This is a genomic window from Microbacterium paraoxydans, from assembly GCF_020524545.1.
Lineage (GTDB): Bacteria > Actinomycetota > Actinomycetes > Actinomycetales > Microbacteriaceae > Microbacterium > Microbacterium paraoxydans_C.
Map to the genome: position 1 here is coordinate 780,730 of NZ_JAIVLG010000001.1, position 19,537 is coordinate 800,266.

Sequence of the window (19,537 nt, forward strand, 5' to 3'; positions counted from 1 at the left end):
GTCTCAGCGTACGGGGTGCCGCGGGCGTGACGCCGCATCCTCACGGGGTCGGCTCCCGATCCGCGGCCTCTCGATCACGGCAGCAGGATGATCTTGCCCGAGGCGGTTCCGGACTCCAGGAGCTCATGGGCCCGCGCCGCCTCGGTGAGCGGCAGCTGCGGTCCGATCTCGACGGTGAAGTCCCCGGTCTCCAGGAGCGCGATCGTCCGGGGCAGCGCCTCGGCGCGCCAGGCGAGCTCCTGATCGGTGAGGGGCACCGGTGAGCCCCCGGAGAAGGCGCGGATTCCGAACGATGCGGCATCCGGCCCTCGGACGATCGTACCGATGCGGTCGCGGTCGGCCACCAACGCGAGGGAGGTCTCGATCGCCTCGTCGGTGCCGGCGCAATCGAGCACCACCGTGACGGCAGACGGAGCGACATCGCGGACTCGATCGATCAGACCATCGCCGTAGGCCACGGGGACCGCCCCGAGTTCGCGCAGCTGGTCGTGGCGGGCGGGACTCCCGGTCGCGATCACGGTCGCACCCCAGGCGACTGCGAACTGCACGGCTGCCTGCCCGACCGCGCCGGAGCCTCCGTGCACGAGGAGCACATCGCCTTCGGTGACGCCGAGAGACCGCAGCGCCTGGTAGGCGGTGCCTGCCGGGATCCCGATCGCGGCGCCCTCGGCCATCGTGACCGAGTCCGGAAGCGGAGCGAGGTTCTCGGTCGCGACGGCGAGTGCGGAAGCGTACGTGCCGTGCCCGTCGCGGATCGCCACTCGATCGCCGACCTGCAGGCCGTCGACGCCCTCGCCCAGCACCTCGATGACCCCGGCGCCGTCGAACCCGGCCGGACGCGGCTCGGTGATCGGCGGGGAAGGACGTCTGCCGCCGCGGAGCTTCGCATCGATCGGATTCACGCCTGCCGCCTCGATCCGCACGACGACCTCACCGCGCGCGGCGACCGGGTCGGGGATCTCCATCAGGTGGAGGACGGCGGGGGATCCGATTTCGGTGTACACGATCGCGCGAGCCATGGAATCAGGCTACCCGCGACCGGCCACGGAGGCTCCGTGTCGCGTGGGATGAAGGAGATCTCGTGGGTCAGCGCCCCGAGAGCGCCTTCATGATGCGCTGCGGGGATACCGGCTGCGCGGTGCCGAGCCGCTGCGCGAACACGCTCACGCGGTACTCCTCCAGAAGCCATCGCACCTCGACGAGCGGCGGTGCCGCGTCGGCGCGGAGAGGTATCGTGCCCCCGGCGTCCTCGAACGCAGCGGCCATCCGCTCGTACTCCGTCATTCGTGCGCGGTCCTTGCCCGGCTCGCTGGCGAGCGTCTTCAGGCGGTCGAGCATCCCCTCCAGGTACCGCGGGAAGTGCGCGAGGCGGTCGACGCCGGCCGCCGACACGAAACCCGGATGGAGGAGCCCGCTCAGCTGGGTGCGGATGTCGTTCAGCGGGCCGAGCAGCGCGAGCGAGTTCTGCGACTTGATGCCGCGCTCGACGTCCCTGGATCGGCTGAGGATGCGCGCCACCAGCGAGACGCAGGCGAAGAGGTCGTCGACGAGTGTGGCCGAGACCGCGTCGCGCACCGTCGCGAAATCCGTCTCGGTGCGCACGATCCCGTCCGGCACGACACGCTCGACGGCCTTGCGGGCGACGGCCGCCCGACAATCTTCGATGAGGGCGGCGGCCGACGGATACGGCGAGGCGGCGAGTGCCAGCTTCTCCTGGCTCGTCAGATGCTCCTGCACATACGAGGAAGGCGACGGCACACCGAGCAGCACCAGGCGCAGCACGCCGTCGCGCGTGGCGGCGGCAGCGGCCTCCGGAGTCGACTCCACGCGTACCGACACGCTCTTGCCCTGGTCGACGATGGCGGGATAGCCGCGCACGACGCCACCGGCGACGCGGGTGTCGAGGACCGGGGGCAGATCCCCGAAGGTCCACCCCGTGAGACCGGTCTGCTCGATCGGAGCCGCAGCGACGCGTTCGGGCCCGCGACCTCCGCCGGGGGTCCCCGATCGGGGTGGAGCGGCGATCGAGCGGGCGACGCTGCTGCGCGCACGGTCGGAGAGTCGCGTCTGCAGCGCTTGCAGGTCACGGCCAGAGCCGACGATCCGACCACGTTCGTCCACGGCACGGAAGTTCATGCGCAGGTGCGGGGGCACCCGCTCGTCGTCGAAGTCGGCTGCGGAGACGAGCTGGTTCGCGAGCGGCTGGATCCGTCGCGCGAGCGCCTCCTTGAGCGTGCGCGGAGGGAGTCCGCCGTGCGACTCCGGGCCTTCCTCGCTGAGCTCGGCCCCGAACTTCTCGGCCCAGTCGGCGGCGGGCACGACGTGGCGCCGGATCGCCTTGGGGAGGGCGCGCAGCAACCCCGTGATCAACTCGGCCCGCAGGCCGGGAACCTGCCAGTCGAAGCCGCGGTCCTCGATCTGGGCGAGCAGTGGCAAGGGCACGACCACGCTGACGCCGTCGTCCTCGGAGCCGGGCTCGAACCGGTACGCGAGGCCGAGTACCTGGTCGCCCTGCGTCCACCGGGTCGGGAACTCGCGCTGATCCGCGCGTTCCTCGTCGTCGATCAGGTCGCTCTCGCGCATCACGAGCAGCTTCGGCGTCGCGGCCATCGCCTCCCGCCACCAGCTCTCGAAGGAGCGCACGTCGAACACCTCGGCGGGGATGCGCTCGTCGTAGAACCGGAACACGGCCTCGTCGCCGGCGAGGATGTCGCGGCGGCGCTCGCGCTCCTCCAGCTTCTCGAGGCGTTTGCGCAGTTCGGCGTTGCTGCGCCAGAACGCACTCGCGCGCTTGTCGATGCGCGTCGGATCCCACTCGCCCTCGACGAGCGCATGCCGCACGAAGAGCTCGCGTGATGCGGCCCGGTCGATGCGCGCGAACTGCACGCGGCGTCGGGGGATGATCTCGAGCCCGAACAAGGTGACCTTCTCGAAGGCGACGGCGGCGCCGGCATCCTTCGACCAGTGCGGCTCGGTCACCTGCCGCTTGGCGAGGTCGCCCGCCAGCGGCTCTGCCCACGCCGGGTCGATCGCGGCGACCGTGCGAGCGAACGTGCGAGAGGTCTCGACGATTTCGGCCGCGATCACCGCGCGCGGGCGCTTCTTGCGCAGACCCGACCCGGGGAAGATCGAGAAGCGGATGCCGCGGGCGCCCCGATATTCGGCGATGCGGCGGCCCTTCGGCTCCTTCGCAGGGGAGTGCGCCTTGCCGGCGGGCGCCGTGCGCTCGTCGAGGATGCCGATCTGCGACAGGAGTCCGGAGAGCAGCGCGCGGTGGATCGCGTCCGGATCGCTCGCGGCGCCCGTCTCGGCCCCGCGCTCGGGCGTCCTGACGAGCGTGCGCAACTGGCGGTGCACATCGAACCACTCGCGCACCCGCACGTAGTTGAGATGCTCGGAGCGGCACAGTCGGCGGAACGCGCTCGAGCCGAGTTCGCGCTGCTGCTCGCGCAGGTGATTCCACAGGTTCAGCAGGGTCAGGAAGTCGCTCGTCGGGTCGATGAAGCGCGCGTGCAGGCGGTCAGCCTCCTCGCGGCGCTCCTCCGGCCGCTCGCGCACGTCCTGGATCGTCATGCCTGAGACGATCGCGAGCACATCGCGTGTGACCGATCCGCCCGCTCCTGCACGGCCCGCCTCGATCAGCATCCGTGCGAACCGCGGGTCGATCGGCATGCGCGAGATGTCCCGTCCCGTGCGGGTGAGGTGGGGGGAGCCGTCACGGCGGGACGGCTCGACCGCGCCGAGCTCGGTGAGCAGATCGAACGCGGCCTTCACGCCGCGGGAGTCGGGCGGGGTCAGGAACGGGAAGGCGGCGATGTCGCCGAAGCCGAGCGAGAGCATCTGCAGGATGACCGATGCGAGTGACGTCCGCAGGATCTCGGGCTCGGTGAACTCGGGACGCCGGTCGAAGTCCTCCTCCGAGTAGAGGCGGATGGCGATGCCGTCGCTGGTGCGTCCCGCACGGCCCGAGCGCTGGTTCGCCGACGCCTGCGAGATGGCCTCGATCGGCAGACGCTGGACCTTGGAACGGTTGCTGTAGCGCGAGATCCTGGCGGTGCCGGTATCGATGACGTACTTGATGCCGGGAACGGTGAGACTCGTCTCGGCGACGTTGGTGGCGAGGATCACCCGGCGGCGCACGCCCGGCACCCGGCTGCGCTCGAACACCCGGTGCTGGTCCGCGGCGGAGAGGCGTCCGAACAGGGGGAGCACCTCGGTGGGCGCGCGGTGGTCCGCGTACGCGCCGCGCACCGCGTCGGCCGCGTCGCGGATCTCGGCCTCGCCGGGCAGGAACACGAGCACGTCGCCCGGCGCCTCGCGGTCCAGCTCGCGCAGCGCGGAGACGATGGCCGAGACCTCATCCTCCGGCTCCGCGGCCTGATCCTCCTCGTCGGGATCCTCGACCGGCCCGCGGTAGCGGATCTCCACGGGATACGTGCGTCCGGAGACCTCGATGATCGGAGCGGGTGTGCCGTCCGCCGCCGCGAAGTGCGTGGCGAAGCTCTCCGGATCGATCGTGGCCGAGGTGATGACAACCTTGAGGTCGGGGCGCTCGGGCAGGATGCGCGAGAGGTAGCCGAGGAGGAAATCGACGTTGAGGGAGCGCTCGTGCGCCTCGTCGATGATGATCGTGTCGTAGCGCGTGAGCAGCCGATCGCGATGGATCTCGTTGAGGAGGATGCCGTCGGTCATCAGCGCGATGCGGGTGGCGTCCGAGACCTTGTCGGTGAAGCGCACCTTGTAGCCGACGACCGTGCCGAGCTCGACCTGGAGCTCCTCGGCGACGCGCTCGGCGATCGTGCGGGCCGCGAGGCGGCGCGGCTGGGTGTGCGCGATGCGCTCCCGCCCGAGTTCGAGGGCGATCTTCGGCAGTTGGGTCGTCTTGCCGGATCCGGTGGCGCCCGCGACGATCACGACCTGGTGGTCGCGCAGGGCGTCGGCGATCTCGGCCCTGGCTGCGCTGACGGGCAGCTCCGGCGGATAGGAGATCGCAGGGGAGGACATAGCCCTCCATCGTATGACGGGATTCACCGCCTACGATCAACGGGTGATCACCGCACTGGCTCCTGTCCGCTGGTTCCGCGAGTTCGGCCGTCCGCCGCGCATCCTCGGTCTCGACGTCGCCCGGGCTCTGGCGATCCTCGGCATGGCCGGCGCACATATCGGGGAGACGGAGCCCTTCGCGTGGGCGGACCCGGCGACCTGGACCGACCTCGTGCACGGTCGATCCTCGATCCTCTTCGCCGTCCTCGCCGGGGTGTCGATCGCCCTGATAACCGGGCGCGGCGCGCTGCCCGAGCCCGAGCGCATCCCGAGCATCCGCCTGAACCTGGTCGGACGCGGTGCCGTGATCTTCCTGATCGGGCTCGCGCTGGAGTTGCTGAACACCCCGATCGCCGTGATCCTCACGCTCTACGGCATCCTCTACGTCGCGGTGATCCCGTTCCTGCGGTGGGGGCCCCGGCGGCTTCTGATCGGCGCGGCGGTGCTCGCGCTGCTGGGGCCGGCGCTGCTGGCGTTCCTGGGCGCCGTGATGCTGTACCCGTTCGGCACCGGGATCGGCTTCGTGCTGTACGGCACGTATCCGATCACGGTCTGGCTGGCCCTCGTGCTCGGCGGCATGGCGCTGGGACGCATGCACGTGGAGCGGGTGCGCACCGCCGTGGTCGCGCTGGTCGTTGGCGTGGCGCTGGCTGTGGTCGGCTACGGCCTCGGCGCTCTCGGACAGGCCACGGGGATCGCGGGCGCCGCCGACGGCGAAGTGATGTCGGCGCCGTCCGGGTGGGCGGACTATCCGCAGGCGCTCGCCGAGGCGGATCCCGGGGGAGCGGCGCTCATGGCCTTCGTCGCGGTGGAACCGCACAGCGGTGGAACGGCCGAGGTCCTGGGCTCCGGAGGCTTCGCGCTCGTCGTGATCGCGCTGTGCCTGCTGGCGAGCGGGCCCCTGCACGGGGTGCTGCTGCCGCTGGGAGCACTCGGATCCATGCCGTTGACGGCCTACAGCGCGCATGTGCTCTCGATCGTCCTGGTGGTCGGACCGGGGGGATTCTTCTCGAGCAACGCTTTCTGGGCGGCGACGGCGCTGGGGCTGCTGGTACTCACGACGCTCTGGTCGATGTTCTTCGGACGAGGTCCGCTGGAGCGCCTGGTCGGGCGTGGCGCAGCGGCGATGGCGGCTGTCCCACACCGGTCTTAGGCTGGGGCGATGAGCATTCCTGCACTCGAACTGAACGACGGCAACTCCATCCCGCAACTCGGCTACGGCGTCTTCAAGGTGCCGCCGGCAGAGACCGAGCGCGCGGTGAGCGAGGCGCTCGAGATCGGCTACCGCCACATCGACACCGCTGCGATCTACGGCAATGAAGAGGGCGTGGGCGCCGCCATCGCCTCTTCGGGCATCGCCCGTGACGACCTCTTCATCACGACCAAGCTCTGGAACGACCGTCACCACGACGAGGAGCCGCGCGCGGCCATCGCCGAGAGTCTCGAGAAGCTCGGTCTGGAGAAGGTCGACCTGTACCTCGTGCACTGGCCCACACCCGCCAAGGACGACTACGTGCATGCGTTCGCGAAGCTCGTCGAGCTGCGCGAGGCCGGTCTCACCCGCAGCATCGGCGTCTCGAACTTCCTCGTGCCGCACCTGGAGCGAACGGTGAAGGAGACCGGCGTGGTCCCCGCGGTCAACCAGATCGAGCTGCACCCCGCCTACCAGCAGCGCGACGTGGTCGCCTGGGCCCAGGCGAACGGCGTGCGCATCGAGGCATGGGGGCCGCTCGGACAGGGAAAGTACGACCTGTTCGGGGTTCCGGCCGTCGCAGAGGCTGCAGCCGCGCACGGTGTCACCCCGGCACAGGCGGTGCTGCGCTGGCACCTGCAGAAGGGCGTGATCGTGTTCCCGAAGTCGGTGCGCGCCGAGCGCCTGCGCGAGAACCTCGATGTGTTCGGGTTCGAGCTGACCGATGCCGAGGTCGCGGCGATCGACGCCCTCGACCCGCTCGACGGTTCCGGACGCGTCGGGGCGCACCCGGACGAGGTCAACTGACCTCCCGTGGCATCGGGTCCTCGGGCCCAGATGACGCCCCGTGTCGCCACGCGCGACACGGGGCGTCGTCGTGAGTACCGTCGAGGCATGACAGCTCCGTTCCGTGTCGTCGCCGTGTCGGGATCCCTGCACGAGCCCAGCAAGACGACCGCCCTCGTCCGCGCGATCACGGCCGCCGTCGCCGAGCGTGCCGAGGTCGAGGCGCAGCTCATCGAGCTGACACGGATCGGCCCTGGGCTGGCGGGCGCGCTGCATCGAGACCAGTTGCCGCCCGAGGTCGAAGCGCAGCTGCAGGCGATCGAGTCCGCTGATCTGCTCATCGTGGGAAGCCCCGTGTACCGGGCGTCGTTCACCGGGCTCTTCAAGCACCTGTTCGATTTCGTCGGCCAGTACGACCTGGTGGGCAAGCCCGTGCTGCTCGCGGCGACCGGCGGCGGAGAGAAGCACGCCCTGATCATCGAGCACCAGCTGCGGCCGCTGTTCGCGTTCTTCCAGGCGCTCACCCTTCCCCTCGGGGTCTATGCGAGCAACACCGACTTCGACGGCTACGAGATCGCCTCCGACGTGCTGCGCGCACGCATCGCCCTGGCCGCGGATCGTGCCCTGCCACTGGTCGGCTACGCGGCCTCGCGTCCGGTCGACCTGCTGGTCGGCTGATCCCACCACCGTCTCGCGGCGTAGCGTGTGGGCATGACCAACCGGCTCGCCGACGCTCTCAGCCCGTACCTCCGCGCGCACGCCGACAACCCCGTCGACTGGCATCCGTGGGCCGCGGAGGCGTTCGAGGAGGCCAGACGACGCGACGTGCCGCTGCTGATCTCGATCGGCTACTCGACGTGTCACTGGTGTCACGTGATGGCACGCGAATCGTTCATGGATCCGGCGACGGCCGCTCTGATCAATGAGGGCTTCGTCGCGGTGAAGGTCGATCGCGAGGAGCATCCGCAGGTGGACGGTGCCTACATGGCGGCTGCCTCGGCGTTCACCCAGAACCTCGGTTGGCCGCTCACGGTCTTCGCGACGCCACGCGGGCGCACGTTCTTCGCCGGCACGTATTGGCCGCAGGAGGCTCGGCCGCCGATGCCCGCGTTCCGCGACGTCCTCGCCGCGGTCGGGGAAGCCTGGACCCTGCGGCGGGAGCAGGCCGAGGCATCGGCGGATGCGGTGACCGATGCGCTCGCGCGAGCAGCGGAAGCCATCCCGTCCGAGCTCCCCGACGTGGTCGCGATCGCGACGGCTGCCGAGACGATCGCCCAGCGGGAGGATGAGAGGTTCGGCGGGTTCGGCGGTGCCCCGAAGTTCCCCGTGGCCACCACCCTGCGCTTCCTGCAGCATCCACTCGTGCAGGACGGTGCTCCGGAGGCGGCGGCATCAGCGGTGCGCGCGCTCGCCGCGATGAGCCGATCGGAGCTGCGCGATGCCGATGGCGGGTTCTTCCGTTACGCCACCCAGCGCGACTGGACGGTGCCGCACTACGAGCGGATGCTGACCGACAACGCGCAACTGCTCGAAGTCGCCCGCGATGCGGGGGAGGAGCGGGTCGTCCGCGGCGTGGTGTCCTTCCTGACGGGCGTGCTGCAGCGTGACGGCGGCGGTTTCGGTGCCGCTCAGGACTCGGAGTCGTGGGTCGAGGGGGCTCGTAGCGAAGGCGGTTACTACCGGCGCCCGCTCTCTGCGCGCGCGGGCCTGGAGCCGCCGGCCGTGGACGGCAAGGTGATCACCGGGTGGAACGGCCTCGCGATCGCCGCTCTCGCCCGCGCCGGGGCGACCTTCGCCGAGCAGAGCTGGATCGACGCTGCGACGTCCGCGGCGCACACGGTGCTGAGGGTCAATCGCGATGCCGATGGTGCTCTCATCCGCGCGTCACTCGACGGGCGGACCTCTGCCGCGGTCGCGACGGTCGCGGATCGTGGCCTCTTCGCCGACGGTCTGTTCGCTCTGGCTCTGGCCACCGGCGAAGCGCACTGGGCGGCGACGGCCCGCGGAGTCCTCGATGACGCGCTGGAGGGTGCAGCGGGCGAGGAGCCGCTGCTGTCGGCCCAGGGCATCGCGACCTCTCCCGACCAGACCGACGGTGACCTCCCCTCGGATGCCGCGGCGGTGGCCGGCGCCGCGCTGACGGCATGGTGGCTCGGAGCGGGGGACCGGTATCGCGCGGCAGCCGTCTCGACCGTGAGCACCCTGGCCGTGCGGGCGCTGGAGCAGCCGTTCGCCCATGGCACGCTGCTCCGGGTGGCCGCGGGCCTCGCCGTGCCGCCGCGCCAACTCGTCGTGGTCACCACAGAGCCGGATGGTGCCCTCGGCCTCGCCGGCAGAGGAGCGGACGCCGAGGTCGTCGCCGTGGTCAGTCCTGCCCAGGCGCGCGCGTTCGCGGATGCGGGGTTCACCCTGTTCGAGGGGAAGGACGAGGTGGCGGAACGCGCCTACGACTGCCGCGCGTTCGTGTGTCGGCTGCCGGTGAGCGACCCTGCCGAGGTGTCGATCGGGCGGTGACCCCGTGAGGACGGATGACCACGTCGCCGTGAGGTGAGGGCGCGGTGCGTCACACCCAGCCGGGAAGCCAGTTGTGCAGCAGCCAGAACTGGTACGGCACGCTCATCCCGGTCCACAGCGGCAGGAAGAACGCCGACACCAGCACGACGAACGCGAGGAAGATCAGCACCGTGCGCTCGCCGGACTGCCGACGGTACAAGGGGTCTTCGCGTCGTCCGGCGATGATCTGCAGCGTCATGGTGAGCGCGAGCACGAGGAAGGGCATCATCACCACCGTGTAGAACTGGAAGATCGTGCGCTCGGGGAACATCAGCCACGGCAGGTACGTGACCGCCAGGCCGACCAGCGGGACCGTCAGCGCGGGCGGGATCGGCTGCCGGGTGATCCAGCTCCGCACCAACCGGTAGAGCAGATACACCGCTGCCGCGACCCCGCCGTACCAGATGAGCGGATTCGGGACGGCGGAGATCACGCCGATGCAGTGATCGGTGCCGCAGCCGGTGGGATCGGAATCCACCCAGACCGCCGTCGGCCGCAGCAGGAGAGGCCATTCCCATGCGGGGCTCGCATAGGGGTGTCCGCGGCTCAGGCCGACGTGGAAGCCGAGCATCGACTCGTGGTACTTCCACAGCGCGAGCAGCGGGTTCGGATCGCTCTGCCGGTCGTAGCCCCCCGAGGTCAGGAGCCACCCGGTCCAACTCGCCAGGTACATGGCCAGCGCGGGGAAGACGAACAGGACGAACGAGACCGGCCCCTGTCGGAACGCGGCGGCGGTCGGCCACAGCACCACACCGGCCCGGCGTCTCGCCAGCGCGTCGGTGACCACGACGTAGAGACCGAAGCCCGCGAGGACGTAGAGGCCCGACCACTTCACGGCCGAAGCCGCACCCAGGGCGGCACCGGCGGCGATCAGCCAGGGGCGACGCCACAGCACCGGCCCCCAGAACGGGTCGGGCGCCTCCGGATCGCGTCGCTCGAGCTGCGGGATCGTGCGCTGGCGATCGACGAGGACGAACAGCACGCCGAATAGGACGAAGAACGTCAGGATGCCGTCGAGCAGCGCGATCCGACTCATGACGATGCTCAGGCCGTCGATCGCCAGCAGCGTCCCGGCGACGGATGCCACGACCACCGATCCGCTCAGACGCCGAGCGATCAGATACACCAGGAGCACCGAGCCCGCTCCGAGCACCGCCGTGGCCAGACGCCATCCGCCGCTGTTCTCGGGTCCTCCGATCGCCATGCCCAGCGCGATGAGCCACTTGCCGAGCGGAGGATGCACGATGAACGAGCCCGTGTCCGAGAGCGGGAGGCTCTGCCCGGTCGCGAACGCCGCGTTCGCGTCGCCACCCCAGGTGCCTTCGTAGCCGAGCGTCCACAGCGACCAGGCGTCCTTGACGTAGTAGGTCTCGTCGAAGGCGAGCTCGTGCGGGTGAGACACGCCGACCAGGCGCAGCACCGCGGCGAGCGCGGTGATCACCAGCGGAGCGAGCCATCGGATCGCGCGGCCCCAGTCCGGGTCCCGTAGCAGGCGATCCCGCAGCCGTCCGTAGTGCGTCAGCCGCGCCTCAGGGGCGGGCAGGAGCGGTTCGGGCGCGGTCACCGCTCCAGCCTAGACAACGCCCCTTCCGCGGGAGCTGCTTCCGGCGCGCCTATGCTGGGCGGGTGATCATCCTCGCCGCCACCCCGATCGGAAACCTGGGCGACGCGTCGCGACGGCTGGTGGAGGTGCTGGAGAACGCGGAGGTCGTCGTCGCGGAGGACACCCGCACCACGCAGCGCCTGCTGAAGGCGCTGCAGATCGACAACCGCCCTCGCCTGATCGCGCTGCACGACCACAACGAGAAGCAGAAGGCCGCCGAGCTGGCCGCGCTCGCGGAGGAGACCGACATCGTGGTGATGAGCGATGCGGGGATGCCGACTGTGAGTGATCCCGGCTATGGGCTGGTGGCCGAGGCGGTGGAACGGGGGGTCACCGTCACCGCGATCCCCGGCCCGAGCGCCGTGCTGATGGCGCTCGCGATCTCGGGGCTTCCGACCGACCGCTTCACGTTCGAGGGGTTCCTCCCGCGCAAGCCGGGGGAGCGGCGATCGGCCCTTCGCGCCTTGGCCGCCGAGCCGCGCACCATGGTCTTCTTCGAGTCTCCGGCCCGGCTCGCGAGTGCGCTCGCCGACATGGGCGCCGCTTTCGGGGACGAGCGGCGCATCGCGGTGTGCCGTGAGCTCACGAAGCTGTACGAGGAGGTCCGCCGTGGCACCGCCGCCGAACTGGGGGCCTGGGCCGAAGGCGGCGTGAAGGGCGAGATCGTCGTGGTGGTCGAGGGAGCCGCGCGCCGGGACGGCTCCCCGGAAGATGCTCTGGCGGAGGTGCAGAGACTCGTCGCGGAAGGCGTCCGCCTCAAGGACGCGTCCTCCGAGGTCGCTGCGCTGACCGGTCTCTCCTCCCGCGATCTCTACCAGGCTGCCCTCGCCGCTCGCCCCCCGAGGGCGTGACCGTTACCCTCGGGTCATGGCGAAGGCGACGCAGGCGACGAGGGAGGACACGTTCCGCGCCGCCGCGGCCGGTCTGAGCGCGTCGTTCCTCGCCGTCGGCCTGGCGGAACTCGTCGCCGCCGTGGTGGAGCCGAGCGCAAGCCCGTTCGCCGTGATCGGCAGCGGGCTCATCGACCTCGCTCCGAGCTGGGCGAAGGACACCGCCATCGCGCTGTTCGGCACCGGTGACAAGGCGGCCCTGATCGTGGGCATCGCCGTGGTGCTCGTGGTCGTCGCCGCTGTCGCGGGAATCCTGGAGCGACGACGGTCCGGTGTCGGTGCCGTGATCGTGGGGGCGCTCGGTGCGCTCGCCGTCGTCGCGGCGATGGTTCGCCCCGGTGCGGGACCGTTCGCCTGGCTGCCCGGGCTGGTCGCCGGTCTCGTCGCGGTGATGGTCCTGCGCCTGCTCGTCGCTCGGCTCCGGCCGGTCGCCGGCCTCGAACCCGACGGTGAGGATCGCAGACGCTTCCTGGTGTGGGCCGCGGGCGTCGCCGCAGCGGGTGCCGTGGCGCTCATCGTCGGCAATGTCGCGCGGGGCGCGAGCCGATCGATCGAGGCGGTCCGCGACGCGCTGAGGCTGCCCTCGGCGGCACGCGCAGCAGCGGCGGTCCCTGCCGGTGCGGAGCTGGGGGTTCCCGGGCTCGCCCCCGTCGTCACTCCGAACGCGGAGTTCTACCGCATCGACACCGCGCTCATCGTGCCGCGTGTGGACCCGGCCGACTGGTCGCTGCGCATCCACGGGATGGTCGAGCGGGAGATGGAGTTCACCTGGGACGAACTGCTCGCGATGCCGATGCAGGAGTCGTTCGTCACGCTCGCGTGCGTGTCGAACGAGGTCGGCGGATCCCTGATCGGCAACGCCCGCTGGCTCGGGGTCCCGGTGCGGGATCTGCTCGCGCGCGCGGGTGTCGACGCCGACGCCGACATGGTGCTCTCGACCTCAGCCGACGGGTTCACGGCGTCCACGCCGATCGAGGCACTCACCGACGACCGCGAGGCCCTGCTCGCGATCGGCATGAACGGCGAGCCGTTGCCGATCGAGCATGGCTTCCCCGCGCGGATGGTGGTGCCGGGGCTCTACGGCTACGTGTCCGCGACGAAGTGGGTCACCCAACTGGAGGTGACGCGGTTCGATCGCGCCACCGCCTACTGGACGACCCGCGGATGGTCTGAGCGCGGACCCATCAAGCTGCAGTCGCGCATCGACGTCCCCCGTCGTGGGCAGCAGGTCACCGCGGGAGCGGTGGTCATCGCGGGGATGGCCTGGCAGCAGCACGTCGGCATCGCGGGAGTGGAGGTGCGCATCGATGACGGGCCGTGGCGGTCGGCCGAGCTCGCGACCGCGATCTCCACCGACACGTGGGTGCAGTGGAGCCTCGACTGGGTGGCGGACAGCGGCACGCACACCATCGAATGCCGGGCGCTCAACGCCGAAGGCGAGACGCAGACAGCGGATCCCGCGGCACCCGCCCCCGACGGTGCGCAGGGCTGGCATCGCATCGACGTGTCCGTGGCCTGAGAGGCGGACGCAACCACCGCGCGCACGGCGTAACCACGCGCCGCATCCCACCTAGAATTGCTCCATGCCCGCAGGCGAATCGTTCTACATCACCACGCCCATCTACTACCCGTCCGATGTGCCCCACATCGGACACGGGTACACGACGGTGGCCGTCGACACGCTCGCACGGTGGCACCGCCAGGCGGGCGACGACACCTGGATGCTCACCGGCACCGACGAGCACGGCCAGAAGATGCTGCGGGCCGCGGCGGCGAACAACGTCACACCGCAGGAGTGGGTCGACAAGCTCGTCAGCGAGAGCTGGTTCCCGCTGCTCAAGACGCTCGACGTCGCCAACGACGACTTCATCCGCACCACGCAGGAACGTCACGAGAAGAACGTGCAGACGTTCTTCCAGCGCCTGTACGACCGCGGCTACATCTACGCGGGGGAGTACGAGGCGCTCTACTGTGTGGGCTGCGAGGAGTTCAAGCCCGAGTCGGAGATCGTCGACGGCACCGGTCCCTTCGAGGGGCTGAAGGTGTGCGCCATCCACTCGAAGCCGCTGGAGCTGCTGCAGGAGAAGAACTACTTCTTCAAGCTCAGCGAATTCCAGGACCGGCTGCTCGAGCTCTACAAGACACGACCTGACTTCGTGCGCCCCGACTCGGCACGCAACGAGGTCGTGTCGTTCGTGAGCCAGGGTCTCAAGGACCTGTCGATCTCGCGTTCGACCTTCGACTGGGGCATCCCGCTCCCGTGGGACGAGTCGCACGTCATCTACGTGTGGGTCGATGCGCTGCTGAACTACGCCACGGCCGTCGGCTACGGCTCCGATGAGGAGACCTTCGAGCGTCGCTGGCCCGCGTACCACGTGGTCGGCAAGGACATCCTGCGCTTCCACGCCGTCATCTGGCCGGCTCTGCTGATGGCGGCCGGTCTCGAGGTTCCCCAGGGCGTCTTCGCGCACGGGTGGCTGCTGGTCGGTGGCGAGAAGATGTCGAAGTCGAAGCTCACCGGCATCGCTCCGACCGAGATCACCGACGTCTTCGGGTCCGACGCGTACCGCTTCTACTTCCTCTCCGCGATCGCCTTCGGACAGGACGGCTCCTTCTCGTGGGAAGACCTGTCCGCCCGGTACCAGGCTGAGCTCGCCAACGGCTTCGGCAACCTCGCCTCGCGCACGACGGCGATGATCGAGAAGTACTTCGAGGGCATCGTGCCGCCCGCGGCCGACTACACGGAGAAGGACCTCGCGATCCAGAAGATCGTGGCGGAGGCGGCGGCGAACGCGGATGCGGCGGTCGCGCAGTTCCGCATCGACGAGGCGATCGCCGCGATCTGGACGATCGTCGACGCGCTCAACGGCTACATCACCGAGAACGAGCCGTGGGCGCTGGCCCGTGACGAAGAGCAGCGCGAGCGACTCGGCACCGTGCTGTACACCTGCGCCGAGGGGCTGCGTGCCCTCGCGGTGCTGCTGTCACCGGTGATGCCGCAGTCGACCGAGAAGCTGTGGATCGCGCTCGGCGCTGCGGAGACGCTGGGGCGCCTGCAGGATCAGCCGATCCGCGAAGCAGGAGCCTGGGGCGTGCTGCGCCCGGGTACGAGCGTCAACGGTCTGGCTCCCCTGTTCCCGCGGGTGGAGTCGACGGCCTGAGCGGGGCACACGAGATGGCGGACACCTATGTGCGCGAGCGCTCGGCGGACGGGCGCAAGGATCTGAAGTACCCGGCCGCGCCCGAACCGTTGACGATTCCGGTGTACGACAACCATGCGCACCTGGAGATCGTCGACGGCGACGAGCCGCTGTCGCTGACGGAGCAGCTCGACCGGGCGGCGGCGGTGGGGATCGCCGGCGTCGTGCAGGCCTCCGGTGACATCGAGTCGTCGCGGTGGGCGGTCGAGGCCGCAGCATCCGACCCGCGCGTGCTCGCCGCCGTCGCGATCCACCCCAACGACGCGCCGACCTATGCCGAGGACGGTCGTCTCGAGGAGGCGATCGCGGTCATCGACGAACTCGCCGCCCACCCGCGCACCCGCGCGATCGGCGAGACGGGGCTCGACTTCTTCCGCACGGAGCCGGAGCGACGCGCTCCCCAGTTCGAGTCCTTCGAGGCGCACATCGACCTCGCGAAGAAGCATGGCATCGCGATGCAGATCCACGACCGCGATGCACACGACGCGGTGCTGGAGACGCTCGCCCGTGTCGGTGCCCCGGAGCGGACGGTCTTCCACTGCTTCTCGGGGGATGATGCGATGGCGCGCGTCTGCGCGGATGCCGGCTACCACCTGTCGTTCGCGGGCAACGTGACGTTCAAGAACGCCCAGAACCTGCGCGATGCGCTGAAGGTCACGCCGCTCGATCGCCTCCTGGTCGAGACGGACGCGCCGTTCCTCACGCCGGTGCCGCTGCGGGGCCGCCCGAACGCGCCGTACCTCGTTCCGATCACGGTGCGCTTCATGGCGGCCGAGCTCGGCGTCGGGGTGGACGAGCTGTGCGCCCAGCTCGCCGAGAACACCTTGAGGGTCTACGGCTCGTTCGTCTGACCCTGAGGCTCGCTCGCCGGTCCCGCGGTACACCTGTCGGGAGTCTGCACGTATGTCGGAGCGACAGGGCGAGTCTTCCCGACAAGCGTCCATCCTCCCGACAAATGCGCAGGGGTACCCGGTCGGCGATTGCGGAAGGATCAGGCTGCGTCGATCGGATCGGGATCGGCAACCGGCGTCGCGGACACGATGTGCGAGATCGGCTTCCACACCAGCAGAAGCGTGAGCGCCGCGCCGCCGAATGCGAACCACCACGGGGCGGTGAGGCCCCAGACCTGGGCGATCACACCGCCGATGGCCTGCCCGACGATCATGCCGCCGAAGACTCCGACCATGTTCACGGAGGCCACCCGCCCTTGGAGCTCGGCGGGGACCAGCCGCTGCCGGACGGTGGTGGAGATCGTCGCCCACACGAACCCGTACGCACCGAAGAAGAACATGATGACCAGTGCGACCCAGCCGGTGGTGGTCAGCGCGAACGACAGGTGCATGAGCACTTCGAGTGAGAGCACGATGCGCATCAGCGTCGCGAAGGAGACATGCCGTTCGAGCCAACCGAAGCAGAGGGTCGCGAGGATCCCGCCCGCCGCTGAGGCCGTCGTGAGGGTGCCGTATCCGACGGCACCCATCTGCAGGTGTTCGGTCGCGTAGAGCACGAGCACACCCCAGGGGGCTGCCCACGTGATGTTGAAGACGAGGACGATCAGCACCAGCATCCGCACCGGCGGATTGCGCCACAGCCACCGCAGTCCCTCGGCGATGTCGGTGTGCACCGGCGAGTGCGCCTCGGCGGCCCGGGGTGGGACGGGGGTCCTCGCCATGCGGGAGATGAGCACGACCGCGAGTGCCACGCACACCGCTTCGAGCAGGAACGGCCAGGCCATGCCCGCGGCGAACAGGAACGCGCCCAGCGGGGGACCGGCGAACTGATTCGCGACCAGGTAGCCGGCCTGCAGGCGGGCATTGCCGATGCCGAGGTCGGCGGGCTTCACGAGCATCGGCAGGAGTGTGCTCCCCGTCGTGTCGACGAACACCTCGGCGGTGCCGTAGAGGAAGGCGACGGCGAGCACGATCCAGATGTTCGCGACGCCCGTGACGAGGAACACGCACAGCGCGGCGAGGACCACCGCGCGCGCAGCGTTGGCGAGCATGACCAGGCGACGACGGTCGAACCGGTCGGCGATCGCGCCTGCGTGCAGACCGAAGAGCAGCCACGGGAGGAACTGCAGGATCGCACCGGTCGCCACCAGCAGGGGCGATGACGTCATGGATGCGATCAGCAGGGGAGCGGCGGCGAGGGCCACTCCGTCACCGATGTTGCTGGTCCACGATGACGCGAGCAGCCAGCGGAAATCCCGGCCCATGCGTCGTGGCGCGACGAGCTCTCCCAGTCTTGGCACCAGAGAAGACTACTGACGGCGGGGGACATCTGTCGCGTGGGGGACAATGGGGGGATGACCGTCACCCTGCTCGGCGCCACCGAGATCCGCCGCCTCGCCGCTGAGCTCGACGTCACTCCGACGAAGAAGCTCGGCCAGAACTTCGTCACGGACGCGAACACCGTCCGCAAGATCGTGCAGGCGGCGCGCGTACAGCCGGGTGAGCGCGTGGTCGAGGTCGGTCCTGGACTCGGCTCCCTCACGCTGGCGATCCTGGAGACCGGAGCTTCGGTCACCGCGGTCGAGATCGATCACCGCCTCGCCGCGCGCCTCGCCGAGACCGCCGCCGCACACGGTGTGGAGCCCGACCGGCTCACGGTCGTCGACGCCGACGCCCTGCGCATCACCGAACTGCCCGGCGAGCCGACCGTGCTGGTCGCGAACCTCCCGTACAACGTGTCGGTGCCGGTGCTGCTGCACTTCCTCGAGAGCTTCCCCTACCTGCAGCGCGGCGTGGTCATGGTGCAGGCCGAGGTCGCCGAGAGGCTCGCCGCCGAACCGGGCTCGAAGATCTACGGGTCGCCCAGCGTCAAGGCCGCCTGGTACGGCGAGTGGAAGCTCTCCGGCACCGTCTCCCGCCAGGTGTTCTGGCCGGTGCCGAACGTCGACAGCCTGCTCGTCGGCTTCGACCGTTCCGACGGGGAACGGGGGACCGAGGAGGAGCGTCGTCGCACGTTCGAGATCGTCGATGCGGCCTTCAACCAGCGTCGCAAGATGCTCCGCCAGGCGCTGTCGGGGATCTTCGGCAGCTCCGCCGCCGCGTCCGAGGTGTTGCTCGCCGCCGGCGTCGCGCCGACGGCGCGGGGCGAGGACCTCACGGTCGACGACTACCACCGGATCGCGCAGCACGCGGCCGTGTCCGAGGTTCTCGACGACGACGTCGCCTCACCCAGTAATCTGGCACCGTGACCGACTCCCCCCGCTTCCGCCCCGATGTCCCCGAGCTGCACCGTCCGTATGCGGCGGATGAGAGCCGCTATCAGCAGTTCGCCTACCGTCAGGTCGGCACGTCCGGCCTGTATCTGCCCCCGATCTCGCTCGGGCTGTGGTGGAACTTCGGCGACAACATCCCGCTCGACAACCAACGCGCCCTGTTGCGCCACGCCTTCGACCGCGGCATCACGCACTTCGATCTGGCGAACAACTACGGCCCGCCCTACGGCTCAGCCGAGAAGAACTTCGGTCGCATCTTCGCGGAGGACTTCCGGCCGTACCGCGACGAGCTGATCATCTCGTCGAAGGCCGGGTGGGACATGTGGCCCGGCCCGTACGGCGATTTCGCGAGCCGCAAGTACATCCTCGCCAGCGCCGAGCAGTCGCTGACCCGCATGGGCCTCGACTACGTCGACATCTTCTACTCGCACCGGGTCGACCCGGTCACCCCGATCGCCGAGACGATCGGCGCGCTCGACACGCTCGTGCGCCAGGGCAAGGCCCTCTACGTGGGCATCTCGTCGTACAGCGCCGAGCGCACGGCCGAGGCCGTCGCGGTCGCGAAGGACCTCGGCACCCCCCTGGTCATCCACCAGCCCGCGTACTCGATCCTCAACCGCTGGGTGGAGGACGGCCTGACCGACACCCTGGAGCAGTCGGGCCTGGGCGCGATCGCCTTCACTCCTCTGGCGCAGGGGCTGTTGACCGACAAGTACCTCGATGACGGGACGGCGGAGCGTGCGCAGAAGCGCGGCTCGCTGCCGGAGGGTCGGCTCACCGACGAGGCGGTGCAGACGCTGCGGGCGCTGAACGAGGTCGCGAAGGGGCGTGGTCAGTCGCTCGCCCAGCTCGCACTGCAGTGGACGCTGCGCAGCCCGGTCGTGGCTTCGGCGCTGATCGGCGCCTCGCGTCCCGAACAGCTCGACGAGAACATCGCCGCCGTGAACGGTCCCGCCTTCCAGGGCGAGGAGCTCGCCCGCATCGATGAGCTGGCCGGGGCGATCGACGTGAACCTGTGGGCGAAGTCCTCGGAGCTGTGATCGCATC

At 70.0% G+C, this 19,537-nt stretch carries 14 protein-coding genes; 10 read left to right on the forward strand and 4 right to left on the reverse strand.

Features of this window, described 5'->3' with window-relative positions:
* Positions 1 to 74: 74 nt before the first annotated feature.
* Both LC041_RS03890 and hrpA read right to left on the reverse strand, forming a co-directional pair.
* On the reverse strand, positions 75 to 1,019 hold the full coding sequence (locus LC041_RS03890; protein ID WP_226531634.1) for a quinone oxidoreductase family protein: 945 nt from the start codon (positions 1,017 to 1,019) through the stop codon (positions 75 to 77).
* 67 nt (positions 1,020 to 1,086) lie between these two features.
* The gene (gene hrpA / locus LC041_RS03895) at positions 1,087 to 5,004 is read right to left on the reverse strand and encodes an ATP-dependent RNA helicase HrpA (RefSeq protein WP_226531635.1); all 3,918 of its coding nucleotides are present in this window, start codon (positions 5,002 to 5,004) and stop codon (positions 1,087 to 1,089) included.
* A 43-nt stretch (positions 5,005 to 5,047) separates the two neighbouring features.
* Between hrpA and LC041_RS03900 the strand changes: the two genes are divergently transcribed.
* From LC041_RS03900 to LC041_RS03915, 4 genes are all read left to right on the forward strand, one after another.
* Positions 5,048 to 6,196, forward strand: a complete 1,149-nt coding sequence (locus LC041_RS03900; protein ID WP_226531636.1) for a heparan-alpha-glucosaminide N-acetyltransferase domain-containing protein — start codon at positions 5,048 to 5,050, stop codon at positions 6,194 to 6,196.
* 9 nt (positions 6,197 to 6,205) lie between these two features.
* A complete protein-coding gene (locus LC041_RS03905; RefSeq protein WP_226531637.1) occupies positions 6,206 to 7,042 on the forward strand; it encodes an aldo/keto reductase in 837 nt (278 codons plus the stop codon).
* Between the two features lie 87 nt (positions 7,043 to 7,129).
* Positions 7,130 to 7,699: an FMN reductase gene (gene msuE, locus LC041_RS03910; protein ID WP_226531638.1), complete on the forward strand. Its 570-nt coding sequence runs from the start codon at positions 7,130 to 7,132 to the stop codon at positions 7,697 to 7,699.
* 33 nt (positions 7,700 to 7,732) lie between these two features.
* Positions 7,733 to 9,535: a thioredoxin domain-containing protein gene (locus tag LC041_RS03915; protein ID WP_226531639.1), complete on the forward strand. Its 1,803-nt coding sequence runs from the start codon at positions 7,733 to 7,735 to the stop codon at positions 9,533 to 9,535.
* Between the two features lie 49 nt (positions 9,536 to 9,584).
* On the opposite strand, the gene LC041_RS03920 is transcribed toward LC041_RS03915, so the two are convergent.
* A complete protein-coding gene (locus LC041_RS03920; RefSeq protein ID WP_226531640.1) occupies positions 9,585 to 11,138 on the reverse strand; it encodes a dolichyl-phosphate-mannose--protein mannosyltransferase in 1,554 nt (517 codons plus the stop codon).
* Between the two features lie 62 nt (positions 11,139 to 11,200).
* Between LC041_RS03920 and rsmI the strand changes: the two genes are divergently transcribed.
* The 4 genes from rsmI (at position 11,201) to LC041_RS03940 (ending at position 16,118) form a co-directional block, all read left to right on the forward strand.
* On the forward strand, positions 11,201 to 12,028 hold the full coding sequence (rsmI, locus tag LC041_RS03925) for a 16S rRNA (cytidine(1402)-2'-O)-methyltransferase (protein ID WP_226531641.1): 828 nt from the start codon (positions 11,201 to 11,203) through the stop codon (positions 12,026 to 12,028).
* Positions 12,029 to 12,044: 16 nt separating this feature from the next.
* On the forward strand, positions 12,045 to 13,586 hold the full coding sequence (locus LC041_RS03930; RefSeq protein ID WP_226531642.1) for a molybdopterin-dependent oxidoreductase: 1,542 nt from the start codon (positions 12,045 to 12,047) through the stop codon (positions 13,584 to 13,586).
* 64 nt (positions 13,587 to 13,650) lie between these two features.
* Entirely contained in the window at positions 13,651 to 15,228 is a 1,578-nt protein-coding gene (gene metG / locus LC041_RS03935; protein ID WP_226531643.1) for a methionine--tRNA ligase, read from the forward strand.
* 14 nt (positions 15,229 to 15,242) lie between these two features.
* Positions 15,243 to 16,118, forward strand: a complete 876-nt coding sequence (locus tag LC041_RS03940; protein WP_226531644.1) for a TatD family hydrolase — start codon at positions 15,243 to 15,245, stop codon at positions 16,116 to 16,118.
* 140 nt (positions 16,119 to 16,258) lie between these two features.
* Here LC041_RS03940 and LC041_RS03945 read toward each other — a convergent pair whose 3' ends face one another.
* Positions 16,259 to 17,518: an MFS transporter gene (locus tag LC041_RS03945; protein ID WP_226531645.1), complete on the reverse strand. Its 1,260-nt coding sequence runs from the start codon at positions 17,516 to 17,518 to the stop codon at positions 16,259 to 16,261.
* A 54-nt stretch (positions 17,519 to 17,572) separates the two neighbouring features.
* On the opposite strand from LC041_RS03945, the gene rsmA reads away from it, so the two are divergent.
* Positions 17,573 to 18,466 carry a 16S rRNA (adenine(1518)-N(6)/adenine(1519)-N(6))-dimethyltransferase RsmA gene (rsmA, locus tag LC041_RS03950; protein WP_226531646.1) on the forward strand — a complete coding sequence of 298 codons (894 nt, stop codon included), beginning with the start codon at positions 17,573 to 17,575 and terminating at the stop codon, positions 18,464 to 18,466.
* The gene (gene mgrA, locus LC041_RS03955; RefSeq protein WP_226531647.1) at positions 18,463 to 19,530 is read left to right on the forward strand and encodes an L-glyceraldehyde 3-phosphate reductase; all 1,068 of its coding nucleotides are present in this window, start codon (positions 18,463 to 18,465) and stop codon (positions 19,528 to 19,530) included. Before rsmA ends, mgrA begins: the two co-directional genes overlap by 4 nt.
* Positions 19,531 to 19,537: the final 7 nt, after the last annotated feature.

Coding starts and splice junctions, on each gene's coding strand:
- hrpA (WP_226531635.1), bottom strand. CDS start 5,004: ATGTCCTCCCCTGCGATCTCCTATCCGCCGGAGCTGCCCGTCAGCGCA.
- msuE (WP_226531638.1), top strand. CDS start 7,130: ATGACAGCTCCGTTCCGTGTCGTCGCCGTGTCGGGATCCCTGCACGAG.
- LC041_RS03905 (WP_226531637.1), top strand. CDS start 6,206: ATGAGCATTCCTGCACTCGAACTGAACGACGGCAACTCCATCCCGCAA.
- LC041_RS03890 (WP_226531634.1), bottom strand. CDS start 1,019: ATGGCTCGCGCGATCGTGTACACCGAAATCGGATCCCCCGCCGTCCTC.
- LC041_RS03940 (WP_226531644.1), top strand. CDS start 15,243: ATGGCGGACACCTATGTGCGCGAGCGCTCGGCGGACGGGCGCAAGGAT.
- rsmA (WP_226531646.1), top strand. CDS start 17,573: ATGACCGTCACCCTGCTCGGCGCCACCGAGATCCGCCGCCTCGCCGCT.
- LC041_RS03930 (WP_226531642.1), top strand. CDS start 12,045: ATGGCGAAGGCGACGCAGGCGACGAGGGAGGACACGTTCCGCGCCGCC.
- metG (WP_226531643.1), top strand. CDS start 13,651: ATGCCCGCAGGCGAATCGTTCTACATCACCACGCCCATCTACTACCCG.
- LC041_RS03915 (WP_226531639.1), top strand. CDS start 7,733: ATGACCAACCGGCTCGCCGACGCTCTCAGCCCGTACCTCCGCGCGCAC.